This is a genomic window from Pseudochrobactrum asaccharolyticum (assembly GCF_003314995.1).
In the GTDB taxonomy this organism is placed as follows: Bacteria; Pseudomonadota; Alphaproteobacteria; order Rhizobiales; family Rhizobiaceae; genus Pseudochrobactrum; species Pseudochrobactrum asaccharolyticum.
In genome coordinates, this window is record NZ_QNRH01000007.1 from 1 (window position 1) to 14730 (window position 14730).

General features: G+C 52.3%; 12 protein-coding genes. 3 read left to right on the top strand and 9 right to left on the bottom strand.

Annotation, left to right across the window (positions count from 1 at the left end; translation table 11 throughout):
* Nucleotides 1-475: 475 nt before the first annotated feature.
* The gene (locus DFR47_RS16030) at nt 476-1135 is read right to left on the bottom strand and encodes an ArsR/SmtB family transcription factor (protein WP_113945432.1); all 660 of its coding nucleotides are present in this window, start codon (nt 1133-1135) and stop codon (nt 476-478) included.
* 81 nt (nt 1136-1216) lie between these two features.
* Here DFR47_RS16030 and DFR47_RS16035 point away from each other — a divergent pair, with 81 nt between their 5' ends.
* A complete protein-coding gene (locus DFR47_RS16035) occupies nt 1217-2416 on the top strand; it encodes an MFS transporter (protein WP_113945433.1) in 1200 nt (399 codons plus the stop codon).
* Between the two features lie 54 nt (nt 2417-2470).
* Here DFR47_RS16035 and DFR47_RS16040 read toward each other — a convergent pair whose 3' ends face one another.
* The 6 genes from DFR47_RS16040 to DFR47_RS16065 are packed head-to-tail and all read right to left on the bottom strand — an operon-like array spanning nt 2471 to nt 9863.
* Entirely contained in the window at nt 2471-4345 is a 1875-nt protein-coding gene (locus DFR47_RS16040) for a CocE/NonD family hydrolase (protein WP_245416602.1), read from the bottom strand.
* Nucleotides 4342-5925 (bottom strand): ABC transporter substrate-binding protein, encoded by a 1584-nt coding sequence (locus DFR47_RS16045; protein WP_113945434.1) that lies wholly within the window; start codon nt 5923-5925, stop codon nt 4342-4344. The genes DFR47_RS16040 and DFR47_RS16045 overlap by 4 nt, the downstream gene beginning before the upstream one ends.
* Nucleotides 5922-6968: an ABC transporter ATP-binding protein gene (locus DFR47_RS16050; RefSeq protein WP_113945435.1), complete on the bottom strand. Its 1047-nt coding sequence runs from the start codon at nt 6966-6968 to the stop codon at nt 5922-5924. The genes DFR47_RS16045 and DFR47_RS16050 overlap by 4 nt, the downstream gene beginning before the upstream one ends.
* The gene (locus DFR47_RS16055) at nt 6968-7999 is read right to left on the bottom strand and encodes an ABC transporter ATP-binding protein (protein WP_113945436.1); all 1032 of its coding nucleotides are present in this window, start codon (nt 7997-7999) and stop codon (nt 6968-6970) included. The genes DFR47_RS16050 and DFR47_RS16055 overlap by 1 nt, the downstream gene beginning before the upstream one ends.
* Complete coding sequence (locus tag DFR47_RS16060; RefSeq protein ID WP_113945437.1) at nt 7996-8895, bottom strand: ABC transporter permease; 900 nt, start codon at nt 8893-8895, stop codon at nt 7996-7998. The genes DFR47_RS16055 and DFR47_RS16060 overlap by 4 nt, the downstream gene beginning before the upstream one ends.
* Nucleotides 8895-9863, bottom strand: a complete 969-nt coding sequence (locus DFR47_RS16065; protein WP_113945438.1) for an ABC transporter permease — start codon at nt 9861-9863, stop codon at nt 8895-8897. The genes DFR47_RS16060 and DFR47_RS16065 overlap by 1 nt, the downstream gene beginning before the upstream one ends.
* Before the next feature lie 200 nt (nt 9864-10063).
* Here DFR47_RS16065 and DFR47_RS16070 point away from each other — a divergent pair, with 200 nt between their 5' ends.
* A complete protein-coding gene (locus DFR47_RS16070) occupies nt 10064-10972 on the top strand; it encodes a LysR family transcriptional regulator (RefSeq protein WP_113945439.1) in 909 nt (302 codons plus the stop codon).
* Nucleotides 10973-11172: 200 nt separating this feature from the next.
* On the top strand, nt 11173-12342 hold the full coding sequence (locus DFR47_RS16075) for a porin (RefSeq protein WP_113945440.1): 1170 nt from the start codon (nt 11173-11175) through the stop codon (nt 12340-12342).
* A gap of 160 nt (nt 12343-12502) precedes the next feature.
* Here the strand turns inward: DFR47_RS16075 and hutC are convergent, their stop codons facing one another.
* On the bottom strand, nt 12503-13243 hold the full coding sequence (gene hutC, locus DFR47_RS16080; RefSeq protein ID WP_113945441.1) for a histidine utilization transcriptional repressor HutC: 741 nt from the start codon (nt 13241-13243) through the stop codon (nt 12503-12505).
* 33 nt (nt 13244-13276) lie between these two features.
* Nucleotides 13277-14650, bottom strand: a complete 1374-nt coding sequence (locus tag DFR47_RS16085) for a formimidoylglutamate deiminase (RefSeq protein WP_245416603.1) — start codon at nt 14648-14650, stop codon at nt 13277-13279.
* Nucleotides 14651-14730: the final 80 nt, after the last annotated feature.

A 14730-nucleotide genomic window follows, 5' to 3' on the forward strand; every position in this document is an offset into this window, starting at 1 on the left:
AACCTTAAAATCTCGTAAACACTAAATCAATCTCTCAATCTTTTCAGTGCTTTAGCGATTAGCCAATCTCTCAATCAACCAATCTCAAGGGCGAAACTCTCTGCCGCTAGCAGCGCCGCCGCCCTCGTTGTTGAGCTCATATAGACCCCACCAAGCCAAACTGTCAACACGCACAAACACCTTTTATGGAATTTTTATAACAAAAAACACAAATCCACAGCCCCAGACCCGTTTTCACACCAATCACAATACATCCACACACCCAATTACAACCAAAACACCACAAAACCACCCCTCATATATCAAAAACACAACCTCAAACCGCCGTTTCGACTCGCAAAACCAGAATCGTAAAGCCGATTTCCAAGAATCGGCACTAATTTTGAATCAAACAGATACTGACAGGCACCTCTTTGAGAGTGTCCACTCAATGCTCAATCGCACCATATATATAGAGAGAGTGTGTGTGCTTCGATCAAGCTGCAGCTTCGACAGCCAATCCGGCGGCTTTCCATTCCGGAAATCCGTCCTGTAAACGACGAATGCGATAACCCTTGCTGCGCAGTACTGCCACGGCCTCAAAAGACAGAACACAATAGGCACCACGGCAATAGGCAACAATCTCTGTGTCTTTCGGTAATTCACTCAGGCGCTTTTCCAGCGCATCCAACGGAATATTGAGCGCACCCGGCAAATGCCCCAGCGCAAATTCCTCATCCGGCCGCACGTCAAGCAAAGTCACGTCGCCATCACGCATAGCGCTGATCAGTTCCTGACGGGATACCGGCTCCAGCCTGTCCAGATTATCGAAATAGTCGGAAACAACTTCACGAACTTCAGCTTTATTCCGTTCAGCAAAATAGCGCAGAGCCGAGAGCAATGGCAAAACGGGCCCGTCGCCCAGACGATATAAGACCCGCTTGCCGTCGCGGCGCGTATTTACAAAGCCACCACGACGCAATTGCTGCAAATGCGCGGATGTATTGGCAACGGACAGGCCAGTGAGCTCTGCCAGCCTTTCGACCGCACGCTCGCCCTGCGAAATATGCTCAAGCAAATCCAGACGGTGTGCATGCCCAAGCACCCGTGCCAGTTCAGCCAGTTGTTCCAGTAAATATGTTTTCGCCTTAGTCATTGACCGTCTCTCTACCATGCTTTAAACGATCAAACAAATCTTTGAATGTTTGAAGTATGCCAACATCATGAGGGGAAATTCATGGCGGCTGCAACAGTAAAAGGGCAGGTTTTTCTGCTGGCAACAGCACAGGCGCTGTTTCAGACAGCATCCGTCATGGTCATGACCATTGGCGGCCTTGCTGGCGGTCAGATTGCCTCGCGACCGGAACTGGCCACCATGCCGGTTGCCGCCATGTTTCTGGGTACGGCTATCACTATGCTGCCTGCCTCGCTGTGGATGGCACGCATTGGCCGGAAAACCGGTTTCATCGCCGGAGCCTTGCTTGGTACCAGCGGCGGCTTACTTGCAGCATTCGGACTATGGCAATCATCATTACTATTGCTGTCGTTCGGTACGTTTCTGGTCGGCTCTTATCAGGCATTTGCGCAATTCTATCGCTTTGCAGCAGGTGAGATTGCAGATGATGCCTATCGCTCCAGAGCAATTTCTCTGGTTCTGGGCGGCGGTGTTGTAGCAGCTCTCGCAGGCCCCCTCCTTGCCCAAGCCGGTGGCAAACTCATGGTTCCGCCTTATATGGCTTCGTTCCTGTTGCTTGCTTTGGTGTCGCTGATCGCTGCCGGTATACTCAGCCGCTTACACAGTCCTGCTCGATCTGCAGCGACGACCACGGTTCAAAGCGGGCGAACATGGCGTGAGATTGTAACGCAACCCGCCTATCTGGTTGCACTCTTTGCTGCGGCCACCGGTTACGGTATTATGATTTTGGCGATGACTGCCACGCCGATAGCCATGGGGCATCATCAGCATGAGCCATCCGCGTCGACAATGGTTATCCAGCTGCATGTGCTGGGTATGTTTCTGCCTTCATTCTTTACCGGTTCACTCATCGCCCGTTTTGGCGTCATGCGTATTATGATGACAGGTCTGGCGCTGTTCGGTGCTCATGTGGCACTGGCGCTGACCGGTACCGGCTTTGTCTCTTTCGCCAGTGCCTTGATCATGCTCGGTATCGGCTGGAATTTTCTGTATATCGGCGGCACAACCCTGCTGACAACAACCTATACATCCGCAGAAAAAGGACGCGCGCAGGCTACCAATGATCTGACGATTTTTATTGTCGGCCTGACCTGTTCATTCAGTGCCGGTGGTCTGTTGCAATATTTCGGCTGGCAGAAACTGAATATGCTGCTGATCCCGTGGATTATTATCGCAGTCTTTGTGTTGCTGCGTTTTTCCAGCCATTATAAAAGAACTGTAACATCTCATTCCATCAGCTAACTGCTTATAAGAATTGTCCCGCAGGGTCTGCGGGACAATTCATTTCTATCTCAATCAAACCGGAATTTTGCTCAGTTTCAGCACTGATGGCCGGTCATGTTCAACAAAGACCGTATTCACAGCGATCTGCTTACGATGACTGGTGCCTTCCGGCTCGCCGGTATTCGGATTCACATCATATTTCGGGAAATTGGACGATGAAATATCCAGCCGGATGCAATGTCCTTGTTTGAACATATTCGCGGTCGCGAAAGGTGAGATCGTAATCTTAAAGACCTCACCATCTGCAACCGGCTCCGGCTTGTCAAAGCCCTTGCGATAACGCACGCGGAAAATGCCGTCAGTTATATTCAGCGCATAACCACGCGGATAATCCGCAGAAGGCGGATAGACATCAACCAGCTTGGCAGTGAAATCCGTATCCGGTGCATCCGTGCTGACCCAAAGCTCAATTTCAACCGGCCCTGCAATTGCGGTATCCTGCTCCAGAGGTGCAGTCTCGAAACTCAAGACATCATGACGCGCCGTCAACGGCAGACCCGGACGAGTGCAGCCGTAAAACTGCTCGGCTTCGACTTGATTGAAGCCGCCGCCGGTGAAAATCGGCTCACCGGATGTGAGAGAACCGCCGATAGTCGGCACCGGATTGGCCGGATTAAAATCATAGCTGATGCTGGCCGTAGCCTGTTCCGGCAGTTTCTCACTCAAGGACATATCTTTTTGCAGATAAAGATTGAGCGGTTTAGCATCCGGCAGCGGCCAGTCGGCGCCTTCAATCCAGCGACCGCCATGATTGAGATGTCCGGCCTCGGTTTTATTGCCCTGTCCCGTTCCCATCAGGAAAATATGCACACGACCGGCCTGCTGATGCGTAAGCTCATCTTTAAGATACCGTGCGAACCATTTCTCACGATAGGCCAGCCAGTCTTCATCAACCTGCCCGTCAAAGACCGCATCAGCACCGAAATCCACATCGCCAAAGATCGTGCGGGAGCGGTTGCCATGCGTCCATGGCCCCATAATCAGGCTCAGCGGACGTTCAGCATCACCTTTCAGCGCCGTGAAATTCTCAAGTGTGGTCGTGACATAGGCATCATACCAGCTCGACATGAAAATCGTCGGTACTTTCGGAAAGGTTTCATAATATCCGGCAGCATAAATGCCGACCTTTTTCCAGAAATCATTGAAGGTGCCGCTCTGCCACTGTTCAAGCAGATAGTCTTCATATTCCGCATTCCAGCGTACCGGCGAGCGCCCTTTCGTCCACGGCATTTGCGCGAACCAATAGGCCAGATCCTCATCAGCCACGGCAGCCGCCGTGCGCTCATCCGTGCCTTCCTGCGCACGGTGATAGGCCCATGTTGCCTGTTTCAGCTCAAAAGCACCGCCCTGACGGATACCGCAGGTGAATGCATTGGAAAAACCGCCGGAATCCACGGCCATTGCGCTCAAGCCCGGAGGATTGAGGCAGGCCAACGCCATCTGGGTATGGGCATCATAAGACAGCCCCATCGTCCCGATGCGGCTGTTATTCCACGGCTGCGCTTCAACCCACACCATTGTGTCATAACCATCCTCCCCTTCGGAGAGGTATTTGGTAAAATGACCTTCGCTGTCATAGCGCCCGCGGCAATCCTGCCAGATCACAATGTAACCCTTGCGCACCAGATGAATGGCAAGCTCGGGGCGTGACATGGAAACAGGGTTCTTCAGCGACAATTCTGTGCGCGGTGTGCCTGCTTTATTATATGGAGTGCGCTCCAGAATAACCGGCAATGCCGTTTCAACCGGAACACCATCCACTGCGGGACGATAAATATCTGTCGCCAGATGGATACCGTCGCGCATGGCAATCATCACATTACGATGAACGATCACATCACCGGCTACCTCGGTCGCCGGCGTCAATTTATTGGCAATAAAATTCATTTTGCTTTCCGGACATCCTGACCGATGGTGCGTTCTGCAAGGTTTGGCGTGAAATCGATGCCGTCACGCGAAGCCCAGTAAATTTTCTGGAAATAGAGCGGAACAATCGCCTGGTCTTTCATGGCGATACGGGTGGCTTCCTGCAGTTTTTTCATGCGTTCAGCCTGATCGAATTCTTCCATCGCGGATTTAAGCGCGGTATCAAATTCCGGATTGGCATAGCGCATCCGGTTAAAACCGCCGGTGCCTGCATCTTTATTATAGCTCTGCAACAGTGAGCGCAGATTGGCTTCCGAATTTGGTGTGGACGCACCCAGCGAGAAAATAAACGCGCCGAATTCACCCTTTGTCGCAGCCGCCGCATAGACGTTATAAGGCTGGGTTTTAACACCGTTTACTTTCAGGCCGCCACGCGCCAGCATCTGCCCCATGGCCTGTGCAATATCGCCATCACCAGGGAAACGGTTGTTTGAAGAATAGAGCGTAATGCCGAAACCCTCAGGGAATCCGGCATCAGCAAGCAGTTTCTTGGCGCCTGCAACATCTGCAGGCTGCGGCTGCAAATCCTCCGCATAACCACCCAGTACCGAAGGTACGACCTGTGCTGACGGCACACCGGAACCATTGAGTATACGATCAACCATGAGTTTGCGATCAACCATCATGGAAACTGCCTGACGCACACGTGCATCACGGAAAGGGTTCGGGTTCAATGGCTTACCGGACAAATCATCCACGCCCGGCGCTGTATCATCACGCATGCTCAGAGCCAGATAGACCAGACGACCGGAATCAATCGGGAAAACCTTGAAGCCTTTTTGCCCCTCAAGACGCACGATATCCGACGGCGATACCGCATCAATCAGATCAACCGAGCCTGACAACAGTGCAGCCGTACGCGCGGCATCATTGGCGATGAAGCGATATTCCACCGTGTCATAATCCGGCTTTTCGCCCCAATAGCCTTCATAGGCTTTCAGTTTCAGAGATTCCGCCGGTTTCCATTCGACAAACTGATAAGCACCGGTGCCGATCGCCGCTTTACCGGAATTGAAATCTTCCAGCGTGGCATTTTCAGCAGCCGCTTTCGAGATAATGAAAACGCGGCCGATCTGCTCCATCAGCGCCGGATTAGGTGCTTTGGTAGTGACGCGGATTTTGTGGTCGTCGATCTTCTCAATCTTAGCAACCGAGCTCACCACATCGGTGAAAGGTGCAGGGCTGTTCGGCACCTTATCCGTACGGTTGAGGGAAAAGATCACATCTTCAGCGGTAAACGGCGTGCCATTATGGAATGTCACACCTTCACGCAGCGTAATTTCCCATGTCAGCGGATCAATATTCTTCCACTCTGTCGCCAGACTCGGATGCATCTGCAGATTGGCATCGGTCGACAGCATTGTGTCGAACATATTATCCGCAGTCATCTGATTATTGCCGGTACGCGAAAATTGCGGATCAATCGCCGACGGCTCATTCGCACGGCCAATGACGATATTATCGGCGAAAGCAGTCAAAGCTGAACTGGCCAGAAGTGCGGTAACGATTACGGCTTTGCTTAAATTTTTGACGAGTTTCATGACAATTTCTCCCCTTTGTCATCGGTATTTGCAAAATCAGGACGGTTTTCGAGATCGTTGAGGTGGCAGGCGCTTTCATGCTGACCATCCACAACGCGCAATTGCGGGCGCTCCAGCTTGCATCGCTCAAAAGCGTGCGGGCAGCGCGGATGAAAATGACAGCCGGAAGGCGGGCTCATCGGTGAAGGAATTTCGCCTTTGATCGGATTATAAGCACGATGGCGGCGATCAATACGCGGCACTTCCGAGAGCAGCGCAGCGGTATAAGGATGGTTAGGCCGGTCGAAAATCTCTGCAGCCGAGCCGCTTTCAACAATACGCCCCAGATACATAACCACAACACGATCGGCGATATGGCTGACCACACTCAGATCATGGCTGATAAACAGGTAAGTCAGATCAAGGCTTTTACGCAGATCCATGAACAGGTTGATAACCTGCGCCTGAATTGAAATATCCAGCGCTGCTATACTCTCGTCACAGATCAGAAATTCCGGTTTTACCGCCAATGCGCGTGCAATGCCGATACGCTGGCGCTGCCCACCGGAAAACTGGTGCGGATAGCGATTGGCCATCGACGGATCAAGACCAACTGTTTCCAGCAGTTTTTCAACCAGAGCCTGTTTTTCACTGCGTTTGATCAGACCATGAGCAACCGGCGCTTCGCCGATAATATCCACAACACGCTTACGCGGATTGAGGGAGGACATCGGGTCCTGAAAAATGATCTGTGTATTGAGACGCGCCTGTTTGGCAGCTTTGCCGCGTAGCTGATTGCGCGGCTGATCTTCAATCAGCACTTCGCCTTCTGTTGCAGGCAGCATTCCGGCAATCACACGACCGAGTGTGGATTTTCCGCAACCGGATTCACCGACCAGACCAACCACTTCACCCTTGCGGATTTTCAGATCAACGCCGTCAAGCGCATGCACAACACGCCGGACCGATTTAGCACCCAGCATCGAGGCGAGTTTTTCAGCAAAATCCGGCTCGGTTGAAAAGCGTTTGGAAACATTCCGTGCTTCAGCAATATATTCAGACATCAATGTCCCTCCGCGCTGATTGCAGATGCGGCGGCACCGGCAAGCGGGTTGAAACAACGCCAGCGATGACCGGCAGTACCGGACGTTTCCGCCGGTTCTTCGAGACAGCGATCCGTGGCAAAATCACAGCGCGTGCGGAATGCGCACCCTTCCGGCCGTTTCAGCGGATGCGGTGCCGCCCCACGAATTTGCGTCAGGCGTGCTCCGCGCGCATTGGCGGCTGGTGCGGAACCAATCAGACCTGCGGTATAAGGATGTTGCGGGCGATCCAGCACATCATCGACTTTGCCCTGCTCAACAATACGTCCGGCATACATCACTGCCACATTATCCGCGAGACCGGCCACAACGCCCAGATCATGACTGATCCAGATCAGCCCCATGCCCAGTTCACGGCACAGGGTCTGCACCTCCGCAAGAATCTGGCTTTGAATCGTCACATCCAGTGCGGTTGTCGGTTCATCGGCAATAATCAGATCGGGCTTGTGCAGAAGTGCAATGGCAATTGCCACGCGCTGACGCATACCGCCGGAAAACTCATGCGGATAGCTCTGAATACGCAGTTCCGGCTGTGAGATGCCCACCATGCTTAACGCTTCAATCGAACGGCGCAAGGCTTCCGCCTCACTGACATTTTCATGGGCGCGCACGGTCTCAACCATATGGGTTTTGACAGACAACACCGGATTGAGCGTCATCATCGGATCCTGAAAGATCATCGCGATGCGATTACCGCGCAGACTGCGCAAACGCTTTTCCGATGCATTGAGCAGTTCTTCACCTTTGAAAGTGATCGACCCGCCGACATTGCGCCCCGGTTTATCCACCAGACCAATGATCGAAAAACCGGTAATGGATTTACCCGAACCGGACTCGCCGACCAGACCTAAAATCTCACCGCGTTTTACCGTCAGGCTCACGCCGTCAACCGACTTGATTGTGCCTGCCGGTGTGAAGAAATGCGTTTGCAAATCGCGCACATCCAGCACGGTTTCAGGCTTATTGGTTTCAGTTTTCTGTTGTGAACTCATTTGGCCAACCTCGGATTCAGGACTTCACGCAGGCGGTCGCCGACAATATTGATCGAGAAAACCAGTGTCAGCAGCAGCAATCCCGGAAACACGCTGATCCAGTACAGCCCCGCGAGCAGCACTTGATAACCATTGGAAATCAGCAGCCCCAGCGACGGCTCGGTAATCGGCAAACCGATCCCCAGAAAGCTCAGTGTCGCTTCTGCCGCGATTGCGCTGGCAATCTGGATTGTGCCGATTACGATCAGCGGTGGCAGACAATTCGGCAGCAAATGGCCGAACAGAATACGGATACGGCTCAGACCAAGACAGCGTGCCGCTTCCACATAATCTTTATTCACCTCGACCAGCGCGGCGGCGCGGGCAGCACGGGCAAAATAAGCCCATTGCACGAAAACCAGCGCCATAATCACTTTCCATGTGCCCTGCCCCAGCACTGCCAGAATGAGCAGCGCCACCAGAATGGTCGGGAAACCCAGCATCAGATCAACAAGGCGCATCAGAAACGCATCAAGACGACCACCGCTATAGGCCGCGAGCAAGCCAAGTGCGGAACCGATAAACATGGCGAGGAAACCGGCCGTCAGACCGACACCGAGACTGGTCCGCAAACCGTAGAGCATCGCCGAGAGCATATCGCGACCCTGCGCATCGGTACCCAGCCAATAGGTCATGCCGTTCATGCTTTCCGACAAAGGCGGCAGCTTGGCATCGAACATATCGATCTGCATCAGATCATAAGGATTTTGCGGCGCAAGCAATGGTGCGAAAATTGCAGCCAGCACCAGCAAGACACAGAAAATCAGGCCGATTGTCGCTTTCGGGCTGTGTAGAATTCCGGACACAGCCGTTGAGACCATGCCTTCACCAAAGAGACGTTGTGTGAGAGTGGTCATCAGCGTTTGCTCCGGATACGTGGATCAAGAAGCGAATAGAGGACATCAACCACGAGATTGATGACGATAAACATCGAGACGACCACGAGAATATAGGCCACGACAATCGGGCGATCGAGAATATTGATACTGTCGATAATCAGCTTGCCGACACCCGGCCAGGCAAAGATCGTTTCGGTCACCACGGCAAAAGCAATCAGCGAGCCGAATTCAATGCCGATTACTGTGATGATCGGGATGAGAATATTCTTCAAAACATGCACGAAAATAACGCGCGATGGTGCCAGTCCTCTGGCGCGCGCGAATTTCACGAAATCCAGCGGCATGGTTTCCTGAACACCGGTACGAGTCAGGCGGATCACCAGCGAAATTTTAGCCAGCGACAGATTAATCGCAGGCAGGATCAGATGCTGAATACCGTTCCAGGTCGCCAGACTGGTTTCAATACCGAGAATTGTGCCGGTCTGACCGCGCCCTGTCGAAGGCAGCCAGCCAAGATAGACCGAGAAAATCATGATCAACATCATGCCCTGCCAGAAATTCGGCAGGCTGAACCCGAGGATAGAGCCGGTCATGATGGTTTCATCCGTAGCGCTTCCGGCTTTCAGACCGGAGAGCAGGCCGAGCGGAATACCAATGACAATGGCAAGAACCAGCGCACAGAAAGCCAGTTCCAGCGTGGCAGGCAGGCGCTGCAAAATAACGCTGATGGATGGCTGGTTATAGACAAAAGACGTACCCAGATCGCCTTGCAACGCATTGGCGAGAAAATGCCAGTATTGCACGATCAGCGGCTTATCCAGACCAAGAGCCTGTGTCACCTGTAAACGTTCTGCCATCGTGGCATCGGCAGGCAGCAGGATTTCCAGCGGATCACCGATCGCATAAACACCGGCAAAAACGATAACGGAAGTTACAAACAGGACAAGCAGCGCCTGAAACAACCGGCGGATAATAAACGCTGTCATCTCTTATGGACCCGAACATACATAATTTAGAACTCCTCCATCACGCTTCCCCGCGCATATGTTTATTTGGAAACATTCCAAACTTGCCATAGCAGGAAAATACTTGCAATATTATGAGATATAGTGCCAAATCTATGCGTTAAACGCATAGACAAAATCTCCTCTCAAAACCGCCTTTTCCAGCGAAAATGTGAGACAGCATGATCAAAATCATAGACTTAGAAGCCTATCGCGCGGTTATGAGTACCGGCTCGACCCAAGGGGCAGCGGAGCTTTTAGGCATCTCACAATCGGCCGTCAGCCGGCGGATAAACCAGCTTGAAGAAGAATTGGGTATCCAGCTTTTCATCCGTGAAGGCGCGAGAATCGTCCCGTCCCGCTTAAATGAACTGTTGGAAACCCATGTGGCGGATGTTCTGGAGCGCGTGCATATTCTTGACGATGCCGCGAATAAAATCCGTTCAGGCCGCTATGAAAATGCTTTGCTGCGCATTGCCGTGCCGCCGGGCATTTGCCGTAAGATCATGCCGAAGATCATTGCGGGTTTTCTCGATAAATACCCGCAGACCCGATTTGAAATCCTGCACGGCACCTATGATGTTATCAGTCGTATGCTGGATGAAAAACAGGCAGAAATCGGCTTTCTCCGCCTGCCGTTCCGTGACAGCAATTTCATGTATTCGGATGTGATTATTGCACGCTCCGTTTGCGTAATGGCCAAAGACCATCCGCTGACGAAACATAAAATTATCCGCCCTGAAAATCTCCGCGATGAACCACTGGTACTGCTTGGGCGCAGACGCTCACCGCGCCATGATCTCGATCTGGTCTTTTCATCCCACGGTGTCCGGCCGAAAATCCGGCTTGAAGCTCATTCGGTCAGTTCAGCCTGTGGGTTTTCTGCGGAAGGGATCGGCGTCTCTATCGTCAATTCCCTGCTGGTGCAGGACTGTATGGATCTGGATACGGAGGTCCGGCTGTTTCTTCCCGATGTGCCGCATCATTTTGCATTTGTTTATCCGGATAAGCCACGGCTCCCTGAGCTTGGCGCGGAATTCATCACTTATGCTACCGGATATTTGCAGGCACTGGAGCCGTTTCCGGCATAATCGTAAGTAATGCAGCTATAGCGATAAATTTTTATCACTACCCTCATGAGCCATCAGTAAAAAATTCAAAATATCCAGCAATTTCTTGCCATGATACAATTATACAACATATTGATTTTTATGAATTAAACTCCCTATTTTTGCGTTTTTATTGCGGACTGCATCGCTAACTGTCTTCAGGTGAAATTCTGGAGAAAACAATGTCACTCAAAACTATTTTAATCAGTTCCTCTGCAACTTTTCTTATTAGTTCCGGTGCGTATGCGGCCGATGCGGTTGTTTCACCCGAACCTGAAGCCGTTGAATATGTCCGCGTTTGCGATGCCTATGGTGCAGGCTATTTTTATATTCCGGGCACAGAAACCTGCCTGAAAATCGGTGGTTATGTGCGCTATGATCTGACCGGCGGCAATGATGTCTATGGCCGTGGTTTTGATGCGAGTAGTGGTAAAGCTCTTGCAAAGAGCAACAAGCGCGACACCTATGAAGGCCTCGCGCGTTTCAGCCTGAAATTCAGCACTACCTCTGAAACCGAGCTTGGTACACTGAAAACCTATTCCGACCTTCGTTTCCAATGGAAAGACGGCGCTGATGCCAAATCCACCGGCACATTGCGCGCTGGCTATATCCAACTTGGCGGTCTGAAGGTTGGTCTGGATGACTCTGCATTTATCACTTTCCCTGGTTACCTCGGCAATGTCATGAATGATGACGTGATCCTCGCCGGTAGCGGCCGCACCGGTCAGATCAGCTATACTTTCACAGGGGATAACGGTCTGTCCGCAATCCTGTCACTGGAACAGGGCGGCAAAGACGATGTTGACGACGTACCGGCTGGCTGGACAGGCAAACAATGGGGCGCGGTCATCAAAGATTACACGCCGCATGTCGTTGGTGGCCTGCGTTACGCACAGGGTTGGGGTTCTCTGACTGCCGTTGCCGCCTATGATGCCTATAACAAGGAATGGGCCGGTAAAATCCGCGGTGATCTGAATGTAACCGACAGCTTCTCCGTCTGGGCAATGGGTGGTTACAAGTCTAACAAAGACAATTACATCGACGTATTAGGCGATGATAATCAGGTTATCGGTCAGGTTCGTGCCATCAGCAGCTTCTACGGCACATGGGGCGGTGACTGGGCCGTTTGGGGTGGTGCAGCCTATAAGCTCAACCCGCAGACTGTCATAAATGCTCAGATGGCCTATGATGCTTCCAAAACCTTCGCAGCAACCGCAAATATTGCTTATGAGCTGGTGCCGGGCTTCACAATCACACCGGAAGTTTCTTACACCAAATGGAAGGATACAAAATCCATCCAGAACGGCAAAGATGCTGTTCAGGGTATGATCCGCTTCCAGCGCAGCTTCTGATAAGCAACAAATAGCCGGTCTGTTTCGAGGAGTTGCAGATCATTGATACTGATGCTTCAATGATCTGCCTTACATAACGTAGAAGGACTGCGTTATTATAAAATGACACTCTGACTTCCGGTCATTAAAAGGCAGACGGCGGGCGCAATCCCGCCGTTTTTTACCCTTGAGACGGCGCAAAACGGGCGACCAGCGCATGGCTGTCGCCGCTATAGGTCAGCCGCACATAGGTGACAGGCTGTCCGGCATTCCAAGTCTGGCGCTCAATCACCAGACAGGCTGCTCCTGCCGGAATACCCAGAATTGCCGCCACATTGTCATCCGCAGCCACCGCGCGGATTGCGTGTTGCGCATTGCTCCACGGTACGCAGGCCACCAGCCAAGGACTTGGTGATTGTTTGGAAAAATCCGTTTGAGCGGCATCCGGCACAGCCAGCAGATTGATGATGCGCTCTTCCAGTGCAAAGACCCGTTTGCCGGCATAGTGACGACAGGTCAGTTCAATCAGTGGTGTATTGCGCTCAATCTCGAGTTTCTTACCATCTGCCGCTGTACTTTTGCGGCTCACGGATTTCTGCAATTCGTAGCGATAAGGCAAGCCCAACTGCTCAACTTCATCACGGATATCATGAATTTCCAGCACCGCTGCCTGTGACTGCGGCTTGGAAACAAAACTGCCGGAACGGCGTTTACGCTCGATCATTCCGGCTTTTGCCAATTGTGTCAGCGCTTTATTGACGGTCATACGCGAGCAGGAATATTGCTCCGTCAGCTCGTGCTCAAACGGGATGCGATAACCGGGCTGCCATTCGCCGGAGAGAATCCGGCTTTCAATATCATCCAGAATCCGCTGATGCAGAGATGACGCCTGTTCGCTGTCTCCGGATGATAATGTCTGCATTACCCGCTTAAGCCCGTTCTTTAATTCAACCCGTCAGTCTTCCAAAAGTGCACCTAAAACCGCACGGAATCCTGCTTCTGCTTGTTCATGCAGGTGATGACGGCCATTTTCAACCTGTTTTATGCCTCGTACCCAGACATGTGCCGGTTTGGCGCGGTTGGCAAAAATCAAACCATCCAGCATCATATCCCCTTTGGCATGAGGAAGACGGCTCACATCCAGCGCCACAAAATCAGCCGATGCACCGGTTTTAAGCCCCTGCCCGCGCACGCCCATCGCGATATGGCCACCTTCAAGCGCACCGTCAAACAGCGCACGACCGGTTGAACCTTCCGCAACCGCCATCACATTACGGGCGCGATGTTGCAAACGCTGCGAATATTCGAGCTGGCGCAATTCATCACCCAAGCCGATCAGCACATTGGAATCTGAACCGATACCGAATTTGCCGCCTGCCTGCGTGAACACTCCGGCATTGAACGTGCCATCACCGAGATTGGCCTCAGTCACAGGGCACAGACCGGCGATTGCACCGGCTTTTGCCATGCCTGTGGTCTCGTCATCGGTCATGTGGGTGGCATGGATCAGGCACCAGCGATCACTCAGATTGGCATTGTCCAACAGCCATTCAACAGGTCGCTTGCCGGACCATGTAATGCAGTCTTCAACTTCTTTAACCTGCTCGGCCACATGAATATGCACCGGTGTTTCCGGCAGCATCTGCGTGACGATTTTCAACTCATCCGGCGTCACCGCCCGCAAGCTGTGTGGCGCAACACCCAGAACCGCGCCATCCATAGCTTTGAGCGCAGAGCTACAACCATCCAACAGGCGCTGATATTGATCTATACTATTGATAAACCGGCGCTGACCTTCATTCGGGGCAGCACCGCCAAATGTGGAGTGAGCGTAGAAAACCGGCAATAAAGTCAGGCCGATACCGCTTTTATTGGCCGCTGATGCAATACGTTTGCCCATCTCGGCCACATCCGCATAAGGCGTACCGTTACGGTCGTGATGCAAATAATGGAACTCACCTACGCGGGTGAAGCCATTTTCCAGCATGTCCACATAGAGCCGCAGAGCTACGGCTTCCGCCTGTTCCGGCGACATGGTCAGGGCAAAGCGATACATCACATCGCGCCAGCTCCAGAAACTATCTGCCGAAGGCCCGCGCTTTTCTGCCAGTCCGGCCATACCATATTGGAACGCATGGCTGTGCAGATTTGGCATCCCCGCGATGATCACCGCATGGCACTCATCACCCGATTGCGCCTGCACGCCGCTTTCAATGGTTGTGAATTTTCCGGCTTCAACCGTCAGGCGGACATTCTCAGCCCAGCCGCTTTCCAGCTCTGTATTCAATAGAGCCTGTTGCGCATGGATAACATGTTTTTGCTGAAGCACGGTTCTCTCCTCCTGAAAATATCCGGCTAAAAATTTCCTTTGCCATTTTTTAATATGTATATACATTATAGCCGGAGAGG